This window comes from Croceicoccus sp. Ery15, from assembly GCF_020985305.1.
Lineage (GTDB): Bacteria > Pseudomonadota > Alphaproteobacteria > Sphingomonadales > Sphingomonadaceae > Croceicoccus.
This window is the reverse complement of the sequence record NZ_CP087588.1, coordinates 2,438,215-2,459,351: the sequence shown is the minus strand read 5'-3', so window position 1 is coordinate 2,459,351 and position 21,137 is coordinate 2,438,215. Positions and strand designations below refer to the sequence as shown.

22 protein-coding genes and 1 tRNA gene are annotated in these 21,137 nt (G+C 62.7%); 10 read left to right on the top strand and 13 right to left on the bottom strand.

What is annotated here, in order from left to right:
• Positions 1-417, top strand: a complete 417-nt coding sequence (locus tag LOZ77_RS12015; protein ID WP_230279316.1) for a TadE/TadG family type IV pilus assembly protein — start codon at positions 1-3, stop codon at positions 415-417.
• Between the two features lie 46 nt (positions 418-463).
• Here the strand turns inward: LOZ77_RS12015 and LOZ77_RS12010 are convergent, their stop codons facing one another.
• Entirely contained in the window at positions 464-2,824 is a 2,361-nt protein-coding gene (locus LOZ77_RS12010; RefSeq protein WP_230279315.1) for an arylsulfatase, read from the bottom strand.
• 284 nt (positions 2,825-3,108) lie between these two features.
• Between LOZ77_RS12010 and LOZ77_RS12005 the strand changes: the two genes are divergently transcribed.
• Entirely contained in the window at positions 3,109-3,258 is a 150-nt protein-coding gene (locus LOZ77_RS12005) for a hypothetical protein (protein WP_230279314.1), read from the top strand.
• Between the two features lie 200 nt (positions 3,259-3,458).
• Complete coding sequence (locus LOZ77_RS12000; RefSeq protein ID WP_230279313.1) at positions 3,459-4,169, top strand: TorF family putative porin; 711 nt, start codon at positions 3,459-3,461, stop codon at positions 4,167-4,169.
• A gap of 21 nt (positions 4,170-4,190) precedes the next feature.
• On the opposite strand, the gene LOZ77_RS11995 is transcribed toward LOZ77_RS12000, so the two are convergent.
• Positions 4,191-4,592, bottom strand: coding sequence for a DUF1761 domain-containing protein (locus LOZ77_RS11995; protein ID WP_230279312.1), 402 nt, complete (start codon positions 4,590-4,592; stop codon positions 4,191-4,193).
• A gap of 193 nt (positions 4,593-4,785) precedes the next feature.
• Here LOZ77_RS11995 and rimO point away from each other — a divergent pair, with 193 nt between their 5' ends.
• The 3 genes from rimO to rplA all read left to right on the top strand — a co-directional run bounded on the left by rimO (position 4,786) and on the right by rplA (position 7,466).
• Positions 4,786-6,174 carry a 30S ribosomal protein S12 methylthiotransferase RimO gene (rimO, locus tag LOZ77_RS11990; RefSeq protein ID WP_230279311.1) on the top strand — a complete coding sequence of 463 codons (1,389 nt, stop codon included), beginning with the start codon at positions 4,786-4,788 and terminating at the stop codon, positions 6,172-6,174.
• A 157-nt stretch (positions 6,175-6,331) separates the two neighbouring features.
• The gene (gene rplK, locus LOZ77_RS11985) at positions 6,332-6,763 is read left to right on the top strand and encodes a 50S ribosomal protein L11 (RefSeq protein ID WP_230279310.1); all 432 of its coding nucleotides are present in this window, start codon (positions 6,332-6,334) and stop codon (positions 6,761-6,763) included.
• A gap of 4 nt (positions 6,764-6,767) precedes the next feature.
• On the top strand, positions 6,768-7,466 hold the full coding sequence (gene rplA / locus LOZ77_RS11980; protein ID WP_230279309.1) for a 50S ribosomal protein L1: 699 nt from the start codon (positions 6,768-6,770) through the stop codon (positions 7,464-7,466).
• Positions 7,467-7,550: 84 nt separating this feature from the next.
• On the opposite strand, the gene LOZ77_RS11975 is transcribed toward rplA, so the two are convergent.
• From LOZ77_RS11975 to secE, 4 genes are all read right to left on the bottom strand, one after another.
• On the bottom strand, positions 7,551-8,243 hold the full coding sequence (locus LOZ77_RS11975; protein WP_230279308.1) for a DUF4136 domain-containing protein: 693 nt from the start codon (positions 8,241-8,243) through the stop codon (positions 7,551-7,553).
• An 81-nt stretch (positions 8,244-8,324) separates the two neighbouring features.
• Positions 8,325-9,086: a molybdopterin-binding protein gene (locus LOZ77_RS11970; protein ID WP_230279307.1), complete on the bottom strand. Its 762-nt coding sequence runs from the start codon at positions 9,084-9,086 to the stop codon at positions 8,325-8,327.
• Positions 9,087-9,143: 57 nt separating this feature from the next.
• Complete coding sequence (nusG, locus tag LOZ77_RS11965; protein ID WP_230279306.1) at positions 9,144-9,680, bottom strand: transcription termination/antitermination protein NusG; 537 nt, start codon at positions 9,678-9,680, stop codon at positions 9,144-9,146.
• A 90-nt stretch (positions 9,681-9,770) separates the two neighbouring features.
• Positions 9,771-10,007, bottom strand: a complete 237-nt coding sequence (gene secE, locus LOZ77_RS11960) for a preprotein translocase subunit SecE (RefSeq protein WP_230279305.1) — start codon at positions 10,005-10,007, stop codon at positions 9,771-9,773.
• A gap of 290 nt (positions 10,008-10,297) precedes the next feature.
• Here secE and LOZ77_RS11955 point away from each other — a divergent pair, with 290 nt between their 5' ends.
• Positions 10,298-11,815, top strand: coding sequence for a sodium:alanine symporter family protein (locus LOZ77_RS11955; RefSeq protein WP_230279304.1), 1,518 nt, complete (start codon positions 10,298-10,300; stop codon positions 11,813-11,815).
• A gap of 238 nt (positions 11,816-12,053) precedes the next feature.
• Here the strand turns inward: LOZ77_RS11955 and LOZ77_RS11950 are convergent.
• A tRNA-Trp gene (locus tag LOZ77_RS11950) sits at positions 12,054-12,129 on the bottom strand.
• A 109-nt stretch (positions 12,130-12,238) separates the two neighbouring features.
• Between LOZ77_RS11950 and aat the strand changes: the two genes are divergently transcribed.
• The gene (gene aat / locus LOZ77_RS11945; RefSeq protein WP_230279303.1) at positions 12,239-12,976 is read left to right on the top strand and encodes a leucyl/phenylalanyl-tRNA--protein transferase; all 738 of its coding nucleotides are present in this window, start codon (positions 12,239-12,241) and stop codon (positions 12,974-12,976) included.
• On the opposite strand, the gene LOZ77_RS11940 is transcribed toward aat, so the two are convergent.
• From LOZ77_RS11940 to LOZ77_RS11925, 4 genes are all read right to left on the bottom strand, one after another.
• Positions 12,910-13,458, bottom strand: coding sequence for a DUF2155 domain-containing protein (locus LOZ77_RS11940; RefSeq protein ID WP_230279302.1), 549 nt, complete (start codon positions 13,456-13,458; stop codon positions 12,910-12,912). The genes aat and LOZ77_RS11940 overlap by 67 nt on opposite strands.
• Positions 13,455-13,865: an NADH:ubiquinone oxidoreductase subunit NDUFA12 gene (locus tag LOZ77_RS11935; RefSeq protein WP_230279301.1), complete on the bottom strand. Its 411-nt coding sequence runs from the start codon at positions 13,863-13,865 to the stop codon at positions 13,455-13,457. Before LOZ77_RS11935 ends, LOZ77_RS11940 begins: the two co-directional genes overlap by 4 nt.
• Before the next feature lie 77 nt (positions 13,866-13,942).
• Complete coding sequence (locus LOZ77_RS11930) at positions 13,943-14,482, bottom strand: DUF192 domain-containing protein (RefSeq protein ID WP_230279300.1); 540 nt, start codon at positions 14,480-14,482, stop codon at positions 13,943-13,945.
• Positions 14,483-15,064: a regulatory protein RecX gene (locus LOZ77_RS11925; protein WP_230279299.1), complete on the bottom strand. Its 582-nt coding sequence runs from the start codon at positions 15,062-15,064 to the stop codon at positions 14,483-14,485.
• Positions 15,065-15,376: 312 nt separating this feature from the next.
• Here LOZ77_RS11925 and LOZ77_RS11920 point away from each other — a divergent pair, with 312 nt between their 5' ends.
• Positions 15,377-17,143 (top strand): fatty acyl-AMP ligase, encoded by a 1,767-nt coding sequence (locus LOZ77_RS11920; RefSeq protein WP_230279298.1) that lies wholly within the window; start codon positions 15,377-15,379, stop codon positions 17,141-17,143.
• Positions 17,144-17,160: 17 nt separating this feature from the next.
• On the opposite strand, the gene LOZ77_RS11915 is transcribed toward LOZ77_RS11920, so the two are convergent.
• Together LOZ77_RS11915 and LOZ77_RS11910 are read right to left on the bottom strand one after the other, a co-directional pair.
• Positions 17,161-17,559, bottom strand: coding sequence for an MAPEG family protein (locus tag LOZ77_RS11915; protein ID WP_230279297.1), 399 nt, complete (start codon positions 17,557-17,559; stop codon positions 17,161-17,163).
• A gap of 23 nt (positions 17,560-17,582) precedes the next feature.
• On the bottom strand, positions 17,583-19,169 hold the full coding sequence (locus LOZ77_RS11910) for a DUF389 domain-containing protein (protein WP_230279296.1): 1,587 nt from the start codon (positions 19,167-19,169) through the stop codon (positions 17,583-17,585).
• A 106-nt stretch (positions 19,170-19,275) separates the two neighbouring features.
• On the opposite strand from LOZ77_RS11910, the gene LOZ77_RS11905 reads away from it, so the two are divergent.
• Entirely contained in the window at positions 19,276-21,129 is a 1,854-nt protein-coding gene (locus tag LOZ77_RS11905) for a glycoside hydrolase family 15 protein (RefSeq protein WP_230279295.1), read from the top strand.
• The last annotated feature ends 8 nt before the right edge of the window (positions 21,130-21,137 follow it).

Genomic DNA, 21,137 nt, shown 5'->3' with positions numbered 1-21,137 from the left:
ATGCTCAGGCCGCTTTTCCGCGACGAACATGGCGGCACCGCCATCGAATTTGCCCTGCTGGGGCCCGTTCTGGTGATCATGCTGTTCGGCCTGATCGAAACGGGCCGCCTGCTCTGGACACAGCACACGCTGGACGAAGTGGCCTATGCCACCGTGCGTTGCATGTCGATTTCCACCGAATGCGACGACCAGACCGCGCAACAGGATTTCGCCGTCGCCCGCGCGAATTCCTATGGCGTCAGGATCGCCGCCGCCGATGTCGTCGTGCAGACCAATACGACCTGCAAGACATTCGGCAGTTCGAACCGCGTGATCATCGACAAGGATTTCAGTTCGGTGATGAACAAGATGGTCCCCAGCTATCCAGAAGAGATCGAGGCTGAGGCCTGCTTCCCCAATCTGGCAGAGGCCGGATAGGGCAGACCGCCCCGCCACAAGACATCGCGGCGGGGCGGCGACGCCATCAATCCATCGCGGTCGCCATCTTGAAACGATCCATTCCTGACGGTTCCTTCACATCGTCAAAGGCAAACCGAACATGCTCGATCGTGCCGGTGAAGGGGAAAAGGCCCTTCTCCTCGTAATCGGCGCAGACGGGTGATACGCAATCCATGCCGACATCGAGCGTTTCGGTGCCGCAGCGCATCGGAATCTGCTCTTCCAGCCGCGCGACATCGACCACCGCGCCATCGACCGACAGGACGATTTTCGCAGGTCCGCCGGGCTTTGCCGTTTCAGGCAGGATCGATACCATCAGCTCGTGTTTGCCCGCAGGCAGGGCTTCGGACAGCAGATCGGTGCGCTGGATGCCGAAGAAGTTGTAGTGGAAACGCGCCTTGCCTTCCCACATGAACAGCGCAAAGCCCGCCGCATCGCCGCCGAGCGCAAAGATCACCCCTTCCGCACCGCCTTCGGGCACTTCGATTGGCGCGGTCAAGGTCAATGCGCGGCTCACTAGATGCGGGCCGCTGCCTTCGGGCAGACGGGTCATGCCGGGATAGAACGTCACTTCCTGACGTCCCGCGAAATAGCTTGGCCGCAAAGTCACGTCGAGCCGTTCGGCAAAGCGGTCATCGATCGGCAGCACTTGATATTTGGTCGCCTCGCTCAGGAAAAGGCGGCTCATGAAATCGATTTTCTCGGGGTGCTTGTCGGCCAGATCGACTGCCTGGCTGAAATCCTCTTCGATATTATACAGCTCCCACTTGTCGTCGTCGAAACTGAAGCTGCCCGACGTTTCCCACGGCAGACGGCCATGGCGGCACGATGCAATCCAGCCATCGGCATAAATCGCGCGATTGCCGAGCATTTCGAAATACTGGACATTGCGCGTGCTGGGCGCATCGGCATTGGCCTTGTCGAACGTGTAGGCGAAGCTGGTCCCCTCGATCGGCTTCTGGATATAGCCGTTGACTTCCTTGGCCTCCTTGATGCCGACGACTTCCATCAGCGTGGGCATAATGTCGATCACATGGTGGAACTGCGACCGGATCGCGCCCTTGTCCTTGATCTTGTCAGGCCATGACACGATCATCGAATTGCGCGTACCGCCGAAATGCGATGCGACCTGCTTGGTCCACTGGAACGGCGTATCGCCCGCCCATGCCCAGCCCACGGCGTAATGTGGCGACGTACCGGGCAGGCCCCAGCGATCCTTGAACCCGATAGACTCCTCGATCGATGGCTGACGCCCGTTCAGGCTCATCAGCTCGTTCGGCGTGCCGACCAGCGATCCTTCGCCGCTCGATCCGTTGTCGCCCAGGATGTAGATGACAAGCGTATTGTCCATCTCGCCCAGTTCCTCGATCGCATCGACGACGCGGCCAACCTCGTAATCGCAATGTTCAAGGAAATCGGCGAAATTCTCGGCCTGAACCGAAAACAATTCCTGTTCCTCGGGCTTGTGGCTGTCCCAGGCGGGAATCTGTTCGGGCCGCCCGGTCAGCTTGGTGCCAGCGGGGATGATGCCCGCGTCCAGCTGCCGCTGGTGCACCTGCTTGCGATATTCGTCCCAGCCCATGTCGAACCGGCCCTTGTTCTTGCCGCGCCAGTCCAGCGGCGGCTGGTGCGGGGCATGGGCCGCGCCCGACGAGAAATAGGCCATGAAGGGCCGGTCGGGCGCGATCGCCTTTTGCTGGCGGATCCAGCCGATGCATTCGTCGGCCAGATCGGTGGTCAGGTGATAGCCTTCATCGGGCCGCTTGGGCGGTTCGACCGGCGTGGTATTGCGAATCAGCGAGGGATAGAACTGGTCCGTCTCGCCCGAGATAAAGCCATAGAAATAATCGAAACCCTGATTGGTCGGCCAGTTGTCGAACGGGCCGGCCGCGCTGGTCAGATTATCGGGCACGTTATGATTCTTGCCGAACCACGAACAGGGATAGCCTGCCTGTTTCAGCATTTCGGCGAAGGTCGTGCAGCTTTTGGGGATGATCCCGCAGTAACCCGGAAAGCCGGTTGCCATTTCCTGGATCACGCCGGTCGCCACCGTGTGGTGATTGCGCCCCGTCAGCATGGCGGCGCGGGTGGGCGAACATAGAGCGGTGGTATGGAACTGGTTATAGAACAAACCGTTTTTCGCCAGCCTTTCGGCAGTCGGCATGCGAACCAGCCCGCCGTTCACGCTGGGCCAGCCGAAACCCACATCGTCCAGCAGCACCAGCAGAATATTGGGCGCGCCTTCGGGCGCCTGCTTCATCGGCGGGAAATCGGCCTGCGACTTGTCGGCGAATACGCCGATCTTTGCATTGGGAAATTCCCATTCGGGTTCGGGCAGCTTGTTGCGGTCGATATGCAGCGGGAACGGCTTTTCCGGTGTCGACATGCTGGACTCCTCGATGACAGCGATGGCGCCGTGCCGATACGCAATGGCACCTGTGGATCGGGACGAAGTGTGTCGGAGCGCGGCGGGCAAGGACATCGGGGATTCCCCGCAAGCAACGCACTGCCCATACCGACAGCTGGCTGTGCAGGTTAGGCTAGCAGCGAAAGCAAGCATCGTTTCGCTGCGCAACATAATCTTACAAACGGGCCATGCCGCAGCAAAACGGCCCCTTTATCCGCAGCCCTCCAAACACAACAATATCGTTTGCAGGACAGGATAAATCTATGAAAACCGGTGCCTTGCTTGTCGCGGCGGCCGCCTTGGCCGGTTGCGCAACGACGCCTTCCACACAGTTCAATTCCAACGACACCGCGGCCGACAGCCCACGTGTCGACCGCTGCATGTGGGCCAAGCCGCGCTGCCGCGCGAAATGACTTCGGGATAAGTCCACCCCGTCCCTTGGTTGCCGGACTTATCCCGATATCAGGCCTGTTGCCGCTTCGACGTGGCGGGTTAATCCCTCTTCCCGCCACACCGGTCCCGATACCGGCACGGGGGCGGCGACAGGCCGACCAATTTACGGAGAAGACCCGTTCCAGATCCCTCCAGCCGTTTCGCCCCCCTGTCCGCCGCCATGGCGCTGACAGCCATCATTCCGGCCGCAGCAGAGGCCCAGTCGGGGCCGACCATCGATTTCGAAGCGGTGACCGACTACCGCGACCGCGGCCTTAGCTGGAGCGACGGCGAGATCGCCGCCCGCGCGCGGATCGAACTGCCCGTCACCACATCCATCGACGGATCGGTTCAGGCGCTTACCCTGCGCGGATCGGACCGGCATGGCGGCGCCGATGCGGGGTTCGACCTTGCGGCCAGCTATTCGGGTTATGAAGGGCTGATCGACTGGCGCGCGGGCGCTGTCTATCATCTATTCGCGGGCGGAAACGGCGATCTGGACTATGTCGAGGTTGAGGCTGGCGCAGGCGCGTCGCTCGGCCCTGCGGTGGTCAATGTATCGGCCAGCTATGCCCCGTCGCAGGATTCCATCGGCGGCAGCAATTTCTATGGGAGGATCGGGGCCAGCCTTGGCATTCCTGCGACCCCGCTGGTCGTCTATGGCCATGCCGGCCGGTCGAGCGGCACGAATAGCGGATCGGGCAATGTGACGCGGCTGCGTCCGGCAGGCTCCTATGCCGACTGGGCCGTGGGCGCTGAATATTACATCATGCCCTTCACCGTCAGCCTGACCTATAGCGACACCGACATTCACCGCGACGAATTGCGCGTGCCGGTGCTGGATCATCACTATGGCGAGAAACTGGTGGCGGGCGCTTCGATCCGGTTCTGATCGGGTCCGTAAAACGCCCCGTTAAAGGCTGCGCAGCCAGAACACCACGCCCATCGCCAGATAGGCTGTCAGCCAGAAGCCCGCATCGATCAGCGCGATGCTGCGCGGATGGCGCTGATGCAGATAGTTGGTCCAGAGCGCCGGTATCACGAAGAACAGCGCCACCCCGCCGGTCATCATGAAATAAAGCCACCATTTCGACGGATCGGACAGCCGCGCGAACATATGCGCGATCATGAATGCCGAAAGCTGGATCAGAATATAGGTGCCGCCGATGGTGACGAACGGCCTGCGCCGCACTTCCAGCCCGCCCGGACCCGCGCGCACGGCCAGCGGTCTGGCGAAGATGCGATACCATCCCGCCGCCACGGCCATGGCCGCCAGCGCGGCCAGAATGCCGCCGAACCAATCCACCAGTCCCATCCGTTCTCCCGCCCGCATGAGGGCAATTTCGACACGCTATCAGGATGTGTTGACCGCAATGTAAACAAGTCGCGTAACAAATGAAAAGATATCGGGCCGGTTTATTCCCTGCGAACCGGTCCCGACCGGCCCGCTTTGTAATCGGCATCACTCTTTCTGGCGCGTTGCCGCAATGCGGTGTAGGGGCCGCGCCATGGCAACCGATACCGATTCCACGCCCAGCCGCATTGCGCCCTCGCCCAAGGTAGGCATGGTCAGCCTTGGCTGTCCCAAGGCGCTGGTCGATTCCGAACGCATCCTGACCAGACTGCGGTCCGACGGCTATGCGATGAGCCCCGATTACGCCGGTGCCGATGTCGTGCTGGTGAACACCTGCGGGTTCCTCGACAGCGCGAAGGAAGAAAGCCTTGAGGCGATCGGCGAGGCCATCGCCGAGAACGGCCGCGTGATCGTTACCGGCTGCATGGGTGAAGAGGCCGAGACGATCCGCGCCCGCTTTCCGCAAGTTCTGGCCGTGACCGGCGCGCACCAGTACGAGCAAGTGGTCGAGGCGGTGCACGAAGCGGCCCCTGCCGAACGCGGGCCATTCGTCGATCTGATCCCGCAACCCGATGTAAAGCTGACGCCGCGCCACTACAGCTATCTGAAGATTTCGGAAGGCTGCAATCACTCCTGCGCCTTCTGCATCATCCCGCAATTGCGCGGAAAGCTGGCCAGCCGCCGGATCGACGCCGTGCTGCGCGAAGCCGAAAAGCTGGTGGCAGCAGGCACCAGGGAATTGCTGGTCATTTCGCAGGACACATCGGCCTATGGCATCGATGTCCGGCATGAAGAACGCATGTGGAAGGATCATGCGGTCCGCACCCATATGACCGATCTGGCCCGCGAACTGGGCGGATTGCGCACCGCGGACGGCGTGCCGCCATGGGTGCGGCTGCACTATGTCTATCCCTATCCGCATGTCGATGCAGTCATCCCGCTGATGGCAGAGGGGTTGATCACCCCCTATCTCGACATTCCGTTCCAGCACGCCAGCCCCTCGGTCCTGCGCGCCATGAAGCGCCCCGCGAACGAGGCGAAGGTGCTGGACCGGCTGAAGGCGTGGCGCGAAATCTGCCCCGACCTGACCGTGCGGTCCAGCTTCGTAGTCGGCTTTCCGGGTGAGACCGAGGACGATTTCAAATATCTCCTCGACTGGCTGGAAGAAGCGCAGCTAGACCGCGTGGGCGGCTTCCGCTTTGAACCCGTTGAGGGCGCGCAGGCCAATGATCTGCCGAACCCCGTGCCCGAGGCTGTGAAGGAAGAACGCTACGCCCGCCTGATGGAAGTGACCGAGCGGATCAGCGCGGCCAAGCTGGCGGCGAAAGTGGGCCGCATCATCCCCGTCATCATCGACGAGGTGGGCGAGCCGGACGAGGACGGCGACATGGGTGCAACCGGCCGCTCGCAGTCCGACGCGCCCGAGATCGACGGCAATGTCTTTATCCGCGATGTGGATGCGGGCCTGTGCGAAGGCGATATCATCGAGGTGGTGGTGGAAGGGGCGGACGCCCACGACCTCTATGCCGCTCCGGTCGCATAGACACCGGTTGATTCGAATCGGGAAAGCGCCTATGCGCGCGCCTTCCCAACAGACATCGTCGGGAAACCTGCGGGAGGAGGCCAACGCCTCTGCCTGACCGCTTAACATGAGGGTCCTTCGCCAGAACGGCCCGATAGTGTGATAAAGGAGTGGCCCCATGGCCAAGAAGATCGAAGGCTATATCAAGCTGCAGGTGCCTGCCGGCACCGCCAACCCGTCCCCGCCGATCGGCCCTGCACTGGGCCAGCGCGGCGTGAACATCATGGAATTCTGCAAGGCGTTCAACGCCGCCACGCAGGAACTTGAAAAGGGCATGCCGATCCCGACGACCATCACGGTCTATGCGGATCGCTCGTTCACTTTCACCACCAAGTCGCCGCCGGCTTCGTTCCTTCTGAAGAAGGCCGCGAAGCTGAAGTCGGGCTCGAAGGAGCCGGGCAAGGTTTCGGCCGGATCCATCAAGCGCAGCGACGTGCAGGCGATCGCCGAGCAGAAGATGGCCGATCTGAACGCGAACGATATCGACCAGGCCATGAAGATCATCGAGGGCAGCGCCCGTTCGATGGGCCTTGAAGTGGTGGAGGGCTGAACCGATGGCAAAGCAGACCAAGAAGCAGAAGATGCTGGCTGAAAAGCTGGATTCGGAAAAGCTGTACGGTTTCGACGAAGCGCTGACCACGCTGCGCGACCTGCAGACCGCAAAGTTCGACCAGACGCTGGAAGTCGCCATGAACCTTGGCGTCGATCCGCGCCACGCCGACCAGCAGGTCCGCGGCATGGTTTCGCTGCCCGCAGGCACCGGCAAGACCGTCAAGGTCGCCGTGTTCGCGCGCGGCGACAATGCCGAAAAGGCGCTGGAAGCCGGTGCCGACAAGGTTGGCGCCGAAGACCTGATGGAAGACATGCAGGCCGGCAACCTCGACTACGACCGCGTGATCGCGACTCCCGACATGATGGGCGTCGTCGGCCGTCTGGGTAAGGTGCTGGGCCCCAAGGGCCTGATGCCGAACCCCAAGCTGGGCACCGTGACCCCGAACGTGGCGCAGGCCGTGAAGGACGCCAAGGGCGGTCAGGTCCAGTACCGCGTCGAAAAAGCCGGTATCATTCACTCAGGGATTGGCAAGCTGTCGTTCTCGGACGCTGACCTCAAGGCGAACTTCGACGCTTTCGTCGATGCCGTCATCAAGGCCAAGCCGTCGGGCGCGAAGGGCAAGTATGTCCAGAAGATCTCGGTCTCGTCCTCGATGGGCCCCGGCCTGAAGATCGACACTGCCGAGGTGCAGGGCGCCTGATCGCCTGAACCTTTACGGGTCAAGGAAAACGGGGCGGGCGACCATCGGGTTGCCCGCCCCTTTCTTTATATGCCGCGGTTCCGATCACGCGGCGGGACGCGGAAACCCTTCCATCAACGCGGCGGCCAGCCGGTTGGCAATCGCCCCCTCGTCGCGGTTTTCCGGATCGTCACGCGACCAGGTCTGTGCCCGCGCTTCCCACAGCACCCTGCCACTCTCTCGATCGCGAATGCGCAGTTCCATCCGTGTCGAAAGCAGCGCCGCACGCGGCTTGGTCATGTCGACGTTCAGCGCCATACCCATCGCCGTGCCACGATTGGAAACGGTCACCGCCGTTGAACCGCTGACAGGGTTCCTCTCCACCTCTGCCGGTTCGGCGATGTCGCTGATCACGCGTATTTCGGCCAGCTGATCCGCTTCGTTGGTCGGCGCCATCGTGTCATAACCCGCCATGACCAGCCGGTCGATCATGGCCGCTTCATAGACCAGCCGGTCGCGGGCTTCGGGTGTGCTGTCTGCAACGGAGCGTACCGTGATCGCGCCATGACCCAGAACCGCCGCGCCATCCTCGGCAGCAAATTGTTCGGCCGTCACCTTTCCCTCGCGACTGTCGCGCCGGTCGCGGAGCGATGAACGATTGGCCAGCATGGTCGGCTGGGCTTCACGCATCGTATGGCTAACCCATGGCACCGGCTGCGCAGCCGCCGCAACAGGCACAGCCAATCCGGCAGCGGCAGCGGCAGCCGCTATTGCAGTACGGGCAAATAAGATGTGCATGAATTCCTCGACACTGTCGGTCGATGTCCCTGCCATCTTGCTAGGCTTGCGTGGCTTTCAGGCCGGTGAACGACGACCCCGTCAGATCCCGCCCGGCGTGAACTCGCGCCCCAATTCGCCCAGCCCTTCGCACAGAGTGTGGACGCAACTGGCCAGCATGTCCGCATCGGTCGAACGGATCACGAAATTCGCCCCGACCTTGCCTTCGCGGAAAAACGGATAGCTGCCGATCTGCACACCCTCATGCGCTTTTTCGACTTCGCGCAGCAAATCGGCCACTTCGCTTTCCGCGATCCAGCAGCCCACGGTTTCGGACAGCACCGGATCGCCGCCTTCCAGCGTGCCGGTCAGCGCGTCGAGCATTCCCGCGGTGATATTGGGGACCCCCGCCATCAGAAAGACATTGCCCACGCGAATGCCGGGCGCGCCCGAATAACGATTGGGGATCAGCTCCGCCCCCTCTGGCGTGCGCGCCATGCGCAGCCGCGCATCGTTCAATCCGCCGCGGGTTTCGTAATAATCGGCCAGGATCGCCCGCGCTTCGGGGTGGACGATGGCCTCTACTCCCAAAGCCGCGGACACGGCATCGACCGTGATATCGTCATGCGTCGGTCCGATGCCGCCTGTGGTGAACAAATAATCGTTGCGTGCGCGCAGCGTGTTCACCGCCTCGACAATGGCGGCCAGATCGTCGGCCACCACGCGCACTTCGGCAAGGCGGATGCCCTGCACCTGCAGCCAGCTGGCCACTTGCGCGATATTCTTGTCATGGGTGCGGCCCGACAGGATCTCGTCGCCGATAACGACGAGAGCGGCGGTCCATATCTTTTTGGATTCGGCCATGGCCGGTGGCTTAGCGCGCGATCGCGCGCCATGCCACCGCCAGATTGCCGATCGTGCTTACTTGACCAGTTCGACCTGTTCGAAGTCCAGCTCGACCGGCGTTGCGCGGCCAAAGATCGAGACCGAGACCTTGACCTTGTTCTTGTCGAAGTCGAGCTCTTCCACCACGCCGTTGAAGCTGGCGAAGGGGCCGTCGAGCACCTTGACCGAATCGCCGATTTCGTAATCGACGCTGATCTCGCGCTTGGGCGCGGCGGCAGCTTCGTCGCGGGCGCCGAAATAACGGGCGGCCTCACGCTCGGAAATCGGCTGCGGCTTGTTATTGGCGCCAAGGAAGCCGGTCACCTTGGGGGTGTTCTTGATAAGGTGATAGACGTCGTCGTTCATCGCCAGCTTGGCAAGGACATAACCCGGCATGGTCTTGCGCTCGGTCTGTACCTTCTTGCCGCGCTTCACCTCGGTGATGGTTTCCGACGGCACTTCCACCGCTTCGACCAGAGCCTCAAGGCCGGTGCGTTCAGCCTCGGCCAGAATCGCTTCCTTCACCTTGTTCTCGAAACCCGAATAGGCGTGGATGATGTACCAGCGAGCCATTGGTTGTCCTTCAAATCCGTGTTGCGGCGCGTCGCGGCCGCGAAATCAGTGTTAGGCTTGGGCGTAAACCCACGGCCTGAGGCCGAAAAATCAGGCCAGCGTCAGCAGCCAGCGCATGATCGCACCGAATGCCGAATCGATACCCAGAAAAAACAGCGACAGGATCAGCATCATGATGCCGACGAAGATCGAGGTCTGCACCGTCTCGCCCCATGTCGGCCAGACGACTTTCGAACCTTCGGCGCGAACCTGGCGGATGAACTCGCCGGGCGATGTCTTGCGCTTCTTCTCGGGCTCAGCGGGCTTTGCCACGGGTGTTTTGGCCATTGCCTAATCCAGATCCTGTTCTTCGTGCGGGCCCTGTCGCCAGGGCTCTTTCGCCATCGGCTCATCGCCGCGCCAACCGGAGGTTGGAGACAGCTTTGAATATTCCCGATGACTGGAAACGTTGGGCACATAGCCCCGCCCGTCCCCGTGTGCAAGTGCATCCGCAATGCCAGAAGCCCTCGTCTGGTCAGGAAACAGGGCATGTTGCGCGATTGTTGCTGGCCATCGGGCCATGCAACAGGTAGCCATTGCAACTAATTTGTCATGACGGACTGGGGAAACGCGGAAATATGAGCGCAGAGGCAGAGCCTTCGGGCCTGATCGATCACGTCACCAATATCTCGGATTTTATCTGGGGCGGCACATGGGGCGGGGCAGAAGTCATCCCCGTTCCACCGATGGTGATCATGTTGCTGGGCATCGGCCTTTACATCATGATCGGCCTGCGTTTCTACCCGATCGTCAAGCTGGGCAGCGCGTTTGCCGGCCTGTTCAGCAGCCGCAAAAACAAGGGCGAGGGCGAGATCAGCCCCTTTGCCGCGCTGTCCACCGCTTTGTCGGGACAGGTCGGCACCGGTAATCTGGCGGGCGTTGCCACCGCCATCGCGCTGGGCGGGCCCGGTGCGGTGTTCTGGATGTGGATCACCGCGCTGATCGGCATGGCGCTCGGCTTTGCCGAGGGTTCGCTGGCCATCCGTTACCGCGAAAAGACGCCAGAGGGTAACTGGCGCGGCGGCCCGATGAGCTATATCATGCAGGGCCTTGGCCCCAAATGGACATGGCTGGCCATCGTCTTTGCCATCGGCACGCTGTTTTCAGGCCTTGTGACCGGCAATTCGATCCAGTCGAACGAAGTGGCCAGCGGTCTCAACGAATTGTTCGGCATCGAACGCTGGCTGGGCGGGCTGATCGTCGCCATCGCCGTGTTCATCGTGATCATCGGCGGCATCAAGTCGATCGGCTCCATTGCCGAAAAGGTCGTGCCCTTCATGGCGGTGTGCTACATCATCATGGCGGTGATCGCGATCATCCTGAACATTTCCGACATTCCCGAAACCTTCAGCCGCATTTTTGCAGGCGCCTTCTCGGCCCAGTCAGCCAGCGGCGGTTTCGCGGGCGCGGCCATCATCATGGCGATGCGCGCGGGCGTGGCGCGCGGCCTGTTCTCGAACGAGAGCGGTCAGGGTTCGACCCCGATCGCCCACGCGGTCGCCCAGACCGACGATCCGGCACAGCAGGGCCGCATGGCGATGATGGGCACCTTCATCGACACGATTATCATCTGCACAATGACCGCGCTGGTCATCCTGACGGTCGAGGGCCCCTTCACCCATAACGGCGAGGCGGTGAGGCATGTGTGGCAGTCCGATCTGGGCACCACCGCGCAATCGGGCTTTGTCACCACCAGTGCAGCTTTTGCCGCGGCCTTTCCCACGCTGATCGGCAATATCCCGCTGGGCACACTGGTCGCGTCGGTCGCGCTGATCCTGTTCGTGTTCACCACCCTGCTGACGTGGAGCTATTACGGCGAACGCGCGATTACATTCCTATATGACCGCATCCCCGGCTCGACCGCGGGGGGTGAGAAAAAGCTGCACGTGATCTGGCGCGTGCTGTGGTGCATCGCGATCTGGTTCTCCGCCACGCAGCCTTCGCAGCTGGTATGGCGTCTGGGCGATATCTCGAACGCCACCATGGCGCTGCCCAACCTGATCGCGCTGGCCGCGCTGTCGGGCGTGGTGTTCGCGCTGGCACGCGGCGACAAGACGGCGGGCAAGGACTTTCACGTCGACCCGCGCGAGGATTGATCGCGCACCGCGCCGGCAACAGGCACAAAAACAAAGGGCCGTGGGAACGATCCCGCGGCCCTTTTGTTATGCACGGTGAAGGCCGCGCCGCCTCACTGGCGCAAAGCGTCAAAGAACGCGCGGCCGACAATCTTCCGTTGAACTATTTGGCTTCCGTCGAACTATCTGGAACCCTCCGACGCTCGTATAGCGGGCGCTTTCGCGCCTGCCCGGAAGTCCGCGTATGTCCGGAAGGAAATGGCAGGGGTGACAGGATTCGAACCCGTGGCCCTCGGTTTTGGAGACCGATGCTCTACCAGCTGAGCTACACCCCTGCAGGAAGCTGGCCCTCTATAGCGAAGATGCGGCGCTGACAAGCACCGCTTTTCCCCAAACGCCAGAATGCGTCGACATCGGCGCGTTCCGGCGGCATTATCGCAGCTAATGAGCAACCGCAGCCGCCCCGAAGACGCGCAGGACGTGATCGATCCGGAATTGCTGATGCTTGCCTATCGCAGCGGCATTTTCCCGATGGCCGAATCGCGCGACGACCCTGAGGTGATGTGGATCGAACCGCGCGAACGGGCGATCATTCCTCTGGACGACCTGCACGTGTCGCGCTCGCTGGCCAAGGCTTTGAAGGCGGAACGCTATCAGGTCACGTGCAACGCGGCCTTTGCCGAGGTGGTCGACGCCTGCGCCGCCCCGCGCCGCCCCAGCCAGATCGACGATGGCACCGACAGCTGGATCAGCGAACGGATCGCGGCCAGCTATCGCCTGTTGAACCGCATGGGCCATGCGCATTCCATCGAATGCTGGCGCAGTGGTCCAAACGGGCGAGAGCTGGTGGGCGGGCTGTATGGCGTGGGCTTTGGCCGCGTATTTTGCGGCGAATCGATGTTCAGCCGCGCCAGCGATGCATCGAAACTGGCCCTGTGCTGGCTGGTCGCGGCGATGCGCGCCGCGCATATGGAATTGCTGGACTGCCAGTTCATGACCCCGCATCTGGCGACCATGGGTGCAGTGGCCATGCCGCAAGCCGATTATCTGAAACGTCTGGAACACGCGCTGCGCCCCACGACCGAGGCCAGCTTCGCCAGCCTGCCCGACGGGTTTCACTCGCTGGAGACTGCTTCCTCGCCCGGAAAGCTCATCGCGCAATCCTTGACCCAAACGTCATAGACCGGATGCTCGACCACGTTCAGCGACGGGCTGTTCAGGAATAGCCAGCCCGAAAAGATGCGCTTGAACTGCGCATTGCTGTCCTGCCCTGCATCGCGCACCGCGACTTGCACGAATGCGCCCGTCTCCGGTTCGGGGTCCCATGGCGGCCTGCGCTCGCAACTGGCCAGCTTGACCATCACATCGTCGATCACGGTCTCTTCGCCGGGCTTCAGCTCGAACTCGACCGTCAGATTATTGCGCTTGTTCAAAAGGCCCAGCGTGGCGACGCGTTCGGCCAGTGGCGTGCCGGTCGGCACTTCGTCGCCGTCGGCTTCCTGATCGGCATCGATCGTCTCGTTCTCTGCCTGAGTCGCGATGGCGGGCGCCTCGGCCGTTACGCCATCGTCGGGAACGGGCGCGGCCTCATCCTCGCCAGACGTGCCGCAAGCCGCCAGCGCCAGCAGCGTGGCGGCAGCGGCCAGCGGGCGCAGCGGGATCACTGGTCGGGCGACCAGGCTTCGTAATCGCCGGTCGCGCGGGCGCGCACGCCGCCCTTTTCCAGCGCACCGGCGGGGCGATAGGCCGTTGCGGTGCCGGTGGCATTGGGGGTGTAATCCACCTCCCAGATGCGCGGCGGGGGCAGATTGCTTTCGGGCACATCCCCCCCTGTATCGGCGCCTGCACCGTGCAGCCAGCCGTGCCATTCGGCAGGCACGCGGCTCGCATCGTTTGCACCGCTATAGATGACCCAGCGGCGTTCCTGCCCCTGCGCACCCTTTTTACGGCCACGGAAATAGCGGTTGCCCTGCGCGTCCTGGCCCACTTCCTCGCCGTTGCGCCAGCTGTCGAGCAATGTGCCGATGGTGGCGCCGTCCCACCAGGTGAAGATCTTCATGAGAATGTTCATCGCGCCATTCCGTTAGCCCGAGCCGCGCCCCATCGCAACGCCAGAAGCGCGCGCCCTATGCGTAAAACTGTGGCGGATCAGCCCGCCGGTTCGTCCCAGGCCACCTTGTCGCCGGGTTTCAGCCCCAGTTCGGCGGCCCGCCCGCCTGCCAGTTCCAGCACCGCGATCACCGGCCCCTGCGATTCGATGGTGTCCAGCGAATAGGGGACGGCATTCGCGGCAATGCTCTCGATCGTCGAATCGGCCTTGATAAAGATCAGGTCCAGCGGGATGACCGTGTTCTTCATGTAAAAACCGCGCGGCGCGGGCGGCGCGGCGGGGTTCATGACCTTGTTGGGGAAAATCATCCCCTCGTTCGGACCAAGCTCGGTGCGGAACATCAGCCCCTTCATCTGCGACTGGGGGGTCGTGGTATATTCGACGGTAAAGGCGATATCCTTGCCACCACTGGTAATCGTCAGCGGAACAAGCGGCAGGCCCGATTCGGGATGGACCGCCGCCATTTCGGTCGCAGCCGCGCTGGCGGGTGCCTCTGCCTGCGTGCAACCGGCCAGTCCGCCCGAAAGACCAAGGACCAGCGCCGCCGCTGCCACCATCATCCCGTTACGAAGCGACATTCAGAATTCCTCGTCGAAAATGCCCGCCCATTCCAGTGCGGATTGCCGGTCCGGCGCATCGACCAATTCACGGGCGCTGTCCAGTGGGTGACCGGCGCGGATCATGGCCGCAACCTGTTTTTCGCGCAAAGCCCTGTCGGCAGGCGGGGTTTCATCGGGGCCGAACGGGCCGAACCGCCGCTTGCGCGCCAGTCGCAGCGCGGCACGGCGCGCCTCTCCCTCGTCCAGATCGCCGCGCTGGTCCTCGGCCACGCCGGCATGGTCCAGCGCGGCATGAATGCGCCGCGCACCATAGCCGCGCCGCAACAGCCCACCCTGACGGATGCGGGCATATTCGCTGTCGTTCACATATCCGTTGCGAACAAAGCGTTCGACCAGTGCCGCGATATCGGGCTGCGGCTCTTCCTCTGCCCATCCGCGTTCGCGCAGCTTGCGCCTGCAATATCGTTCCAGACCCTTGGCCGTGGTGGCGAAACGGGCGACATAACCCAGCGCCATCTCCTCAAGACGGGCGGCATCCAGCGGCCTTACCGCTCTTGCGCGGCGAGATGTTCGTGGATAAGGGCCCGCATCCTCTGTCATCGCGCCTTAATCGTGCCACAATCCGGTAACAATGGGAACGGCCCGACGAATTCAGGTCGACATGAGGTTAATGCTAGACTTCTAACGGGTTGCGCAACACGGGGAGCAGGGAAAAATGCCGCTTTCGATGCGTGGATCAGCAGTTGATGCAAACCGATGCCGTGTTGGTGCAAACCGATACAATGTCGCGCGCAGCGTGACGGGGCCGCTTCATTCAGCGTTCAGCCCCCGATCGGCTAGGCAGCGCACTCCATTGCCAGCAGCCCTGCGGCTTGCCGGTCAGATAGTTTAAACGGGAAAAGCAACACTATTATGACGCAGACCCCCGAACGGGCCGAGGATCTCGTCCCGACCCCGAACGAAGACGCGCTGGAACGCCGCTTCGCCGATTTCGGCACTTTTGCCGAGGCATTGGATTATGCGGCGCGCGGGACACGCGGCCTCAACTTCCACGACGCGCGCGGCCGTCTGGTGCGCCCCTACCCGTTTTCCGAACTGCGCGACGACGCGCTGAAGATGGCCTGGCGCCTGATCGCTGCGGGCATCAAGCCGGGCGACCGCATCGCGTTGATCGCCGAAACCGGCACGGATTTCGCCGCCCTGTTCTGCGGCGCGGTCTATGCGGGTGCCTGGCCCGTTCCGCTGCCGCTGCCGACCAGCTTTGGCGGTAAGGAAAGCTATATCGACCAGCTGGCGGTCCAGCTGGCCAGCTCCGATCCCAAGGTGCTGTTCTATCCCGAAGAAATCGCCGCCATGACCAAGGCGGCGTGCGATCGTCAGGGTTGCGAGGGGATCGACTGGAACAGCTTTGCGACGCGCGACGCGGTGGAAACCGCGCTGCCCGAACTGTCGGGCGACGATATCTGCTATCTGCAATATTCCTCCGGCTCGACCCGTTTTCCGCACGGCGTGGCGGTGACGCATACGGCGCTGCTGAATAATCTGGCGGGCCATTCGCATGGCATGGCGCTGTCGGATAACGACCGCTGCATCAGCTGGCTGCCGTGGTATCACGACATGGGCCTTGTCGGCTGTTTCCTGTCGCTGATCGCCAATCAGGTGTCGGGCGATTACCTCAAGACCGAGGATTTCGCCCGTCGTCCGCTGGCATGGCTCGACCTGATCAGCCGCAACGAAGGCAAGTCGATCAGCTATTCGCCGACCTTCGGTTACGACATTTGCGCACGCCGCATATCCAGCCAGTCGAACGTGGCCGAACGGTTCGACCTTTCGCGCTGGCGGCTTGCGGGCAATGGCGCGGACATGATCCGCCCCGACGTAATGCAGAATTTCGTCGATGCCTTTGCCGAAGCCGGTTTCAAGGCCAATGCCTTTACCCCCAGCTATGGCCTTGCCGAAGCAACGCTGGCCGTGACGATCATGCCGCCCGGCGAAGGGATCAAGGTCGAACTGGTCGAGGAAGAGCGCCTGTCGGGCGTGCCGCGCGATCTGTCGCGCCCTGCCCGCTATCGCGCCATCGTCAATTGCGGCAAGGCCGTGCGCGACATGGACGTGGTGATCCGCGGCGAGGACGGGCACACGTTGGGCGATCACATGATCGGCAAGGTGTGGTGCCGCGGCCCCAGCGTGATGCACAGCTATTTCCGCGACCCCGAAGCGACCGAGGCATGCCTGGTCCCAAGCGGTGACGGAAAGGGCGCATGGCTGGATACCGGCGACATGGGTTACATGGTCGATGGCTATCTGTTCATCGTCGGCCGCGCCAAGGACATGATCATCATCAATGGCAAGAACCATTGGCCGCAAGATATCGAATGGGCCGTGGAACAGCTTCCCGGTTTCCATCAGGGCGATATCGCCGCCTTTGCGATCCAGGCCGACAATGGCGAGGAAGTGCCCGCCGTGCTGGTCCATTGCCGCGTGTCCGATCCCGTCGAACGCGTCCGCCTGCATGACGAGATCCGCGACAAGGTTCGCGCCATCACCGGCATGAATTGCGTCGTCGAACTGGTGCCCCCGCGCACCCTGCCGCGCACCAGTTCGGGCAAGCTGTCGCGCGCCAAGGCAAAGAAGCTCTATCTCGCTGGAGAGATCGAGCCCTATCGCCTCGCGGCGTAAGCGTGTTTTCTGGCCGCCTAGCTGGCGAACAGCAGCGGCCAGAGCACCATGCCCAGCCCGACAAGGCTGACCAGAAAGCACAAGGTCCGCACCACCGGAACGCCTGCCCAGTATAGCGGCAGGTAAACGATCCGCGCGCCCAGCCACAACCAGCCTCCCAGCGCCGTCATCGCGCTGGTCTTGTCCGCAACGACGACGCCCAGCAGGGCAATGACGGCGATGGGCAGCGTTTCCATGTAATTGCCGCGCGCGCGGCCCAGCCTGCCCGCGATCTTGTTAAGCGGGGGCAAATCCTCGTCCCGCGCGCCGGTGTTCCAGCTGGTGCCATATTGTTTCGTCTTGGCATGGCCTTCGGCGAAAATATGGACCAGCAGCAGGATCGCCGCATAGGCAAGGATACGGATTTCGACAGCCATGGGCCGGTTCTCCCTTATCGTCTTCAATCGGCGGTTATGGTCGGCACGATTACTTCCTCGGGCACCGGCACAGCAGGGGTGTCGGGGCTGGCCCAGCGCAATTGCACCCGCCCGCTCGATCCGCCAGCGACGGGCACGGTGGCGACACCATCGGCCGCCAAAAGACGGCGTACCAGCAGCACATCCTCCTCGTTTCCGGCGACTTCGATCGGCGATGCGATGCGTTTCCCGGCCCATTCGACCAGATCGAACGCCTTGGCGCCCTGTTCGTCGGGACCGTCGCCGTTCAGCGTGATATCGGGCAACGCACGGGCGGGCGGCACCAGCGTGATGCGCCATTCGGGCAAGCGGCCCGCGATCCGCTGCTCCAGCTCGCGATAGGCAAGCAATTCGGCACCCTCGAGCGGCTTGGCCATCACTTGCGCGCGGCGGTTGTCGCGGTCGACCAGCACATCGCCTTCGTCCACGCCCGCCACCAGCGCCATCAGCTCGACCAGATCGCGCACCTCGCGGTCGCTGGCCTCCTGCGCCTGCGCGCGAGCGGCAGCCAGCTGCGCTTCCTCGGCCGCGCTGGCACTGGTGCCGACCTTGAACTGCTCGATGGTGACCAGAACGGGCTCTTCCATCAGCCGCGACAGCCGCCGCTGGACCATTTCCTGCGCGCGCGGAGCAATTTCCGGCGTCAGAACGGTGGCGTTGACGGCGATATTCTCCCCTTCAAAATCGATATCGATCGAAGAGATGCGCGCCCTGCCGGTAAAGCTGTCCGAAATCGCCGTATTCGCCTGCCGCGTGAATAGTGCTTCCTTGCGGATCTGGTTCAGCGACAGGCCCAGCGGTATCGCCAGCGCGACGAAGGCCGCGATCACCACCACATCCTGAAGGCGCGTCTGGTTCTTGTTGAGGTTCGACCGGAAGCCGTAAAGCCGCGCCATCACCGTCGCGGTCAGCGCAATGGTGATAAGGTTCGTAATATACAGCAGCAGCGCGCCCGAAAACACGGTCCAGTTGAATGTCGCAAGGCCAAAGCCCACCACGGCCAGCGGCGGCATCAGGGCGGTAGCGATGGCGACGCCCACCACGGCGCCCTCGCGCCCGCGGATCATCGCATAGGCACCGGCCAGCGCCGAAAACAGCGCGACGAACAGGTCGAACAGATTGGGCCGCGTACGCGCCGCGATCTCTGCCGTCACCGTCTGGATCGGCGACACCGCCACGATCAGCGCGGTAAAGCCCACTGCCAGAACCGAACCGATGGCCAGTGCTTTTGCCGATTTGCGCAGCCAGCCGAAATCGCCCGTCGCAAGGCTGAACCCCAGCCCGATGATCGGGCCCATCAGCGGCGACAGCAACATTGCGCCGATCACCACCGCAGGCGATGACAGCAACAGCCCCAGCACCGCGATCCCCGCCGACATCGCCAGCATGAACAGATAGCGCGCGGATATCACCGCATCCTCGCGCCGCTGTTCAATCACCTCTGCCTGATCGACGCTGGCGCAGACCGTATGGCGCCACCACAGCCGCCACGACAGCAGCACATCGGTAAAGCTGGTCATTTGCCTGCTGGGCGTTTCCTGCACGGGCGCATTGGCGTCACTGGTCGTCATGACGCCTGATTGCGCTTGTTTTTTTGCAGTGTCGAGAGCGCGAATGCCAAGATTTGCGCAGCTTTGCCCTTCACAGCGGCGCATCGAAACGCCAGACATTGCGGTGATGAACGATCCGAATCACGTAACCGCCGCCGTCTCGCGCGAGGTTCCGCCGCCGCAGCGCGCCTCCGCATCGCTCGATCTCTGGCCGATCGGCAATTGCCAGTGCTCTGCACTGATCGATACCGAGGCGACTTTCAGCTGGGCCTGCCTGCCGCGCGTCGATGGCGATCCGGTGTTCTGTTCGCTGCTGGATCACGGCAAGCAAGGGGACGAGGATCGCGGATTCTGGTCGATCTCGCTCGAAGGCGGGAAAGTCGTGGGCCAGTCCTATCTTCGCAACACGCCGATATTGAAAACCAGCTTTGCCGACGACGATGGCAATGCATTCGACGTCTACGATTTCTGCCCGCGTTACAAGCATCGCGGGCGCATGTATCGCCCCGTGGCATTCGTGCGCATTGTCCGGCCTGTCTCCGGCTCTCCGCGCATGCGCATGCGGCTGCGCCCGGCCTGCGAATATGGCGAAAGCACGCCCGAACGCAGCTTCGGCTCCAGCCATGTGTCCTATCGCATGCCTGCCATGGGCATGCGGCTGACCACCGATGCGCCGGTCGGTCTGGTGCAACAGGAAAGCCCGTTCCGCGTCGAGAACGATTTGCATTTCTTCTTCGGACCCGACGAAAGCTTTTCCGACGCCATCGCCTCGGGCATTTCCGACATGATGGCCCGCACGGTCGATGAATGGCAGCATTGGGTGCGCGGTCTGGCGATACCGTTCGAATGGCAGGATGCGGTGATCCGCGCCGCCATCGGGCTGAAATTGTGCCAGCACGAGGATTCGGGCGCGATCGTCGCCGCGCTGACGACGTCGATCCCCGAACATGCCAATTCGGGCCGCAACTGGGATTACCGTTACTGCTGGATCCGCGACGCCTACTACACGGTGCAGGCGCTGAACCGGATCGGCGCGCTGGATGTGCTGGAAAGCTATCTCGAATATTTGCGCAATATCGTCGATAATGCGCAGGGCGGGCATATTCAGCCGCTGTACGACGTACGCGGCAATGGCGAATTGCTGGAATGGGAAGCGCCGGGCCTTGCGGGCTATCGCGGGATGGGGCCGGTTCGCGTTGGCAATGACGCGTGGCGGCAAGTGCAGCACGATGCCTATGGCCAGATCATCCTCTCATCGGCGCAGGCCTTTGCCGATCACCGTTTGCTGCGGATGTCGGGGATAGAGGATTTCCAGTCGCTGGAACGTGTGGGGGAACGGGCGTTGAAAGTGTGGTCCACGCCCGATGCGGGGCTGTGGGAACTGCGCAATTCCACCCATATCCATACCTATTCGGCAGCGATGTGCTGGGCGGCGGCGGACCGGCTGGCCCATGCAGCGCAGGCACTGGGCCTGACCGAGCGGGAGGAATATTGGAAAAGCCACGCCGCGCGCGTGCAAGAGGCGATCCTGAAAGCCGCATGGAACGAGAAGACGGGCGCCATCGCGGCCACTTTCGGCGGCGACCAGCGCGATGCCAGCCTGCTGCAATTGCTCGACCTGCGGTTCATCGGCAAGGACGACCCCAAGTTTCATTCGACGCTGGCGGTGCTGGAAAAGGCATTGCGGCGCGGCGATCACATGCTGCGCTATGACAGCGAGGACGATTTCGGCCTGCCGCACACCGCCTTCAATGTCTGCACCTTCTGGCTGATCGAGGCGCTGCACCACACCGGCCGGAGCGAGGAAGCGCGCACACTGTTCGAAGCGATGCTGGACCGCCGCACCGGCGCCGGCATGCTGAGCGAGGATATCGACCCGCACAGCCTCGAGCTATGGGGCAATTACCCGCAGACCTATTCGCTGGTCGGCATCATCAATTGCGCGGTAATGCTGACGAAAAGCTGGAACGAATACCGCTGAGCCAAAGC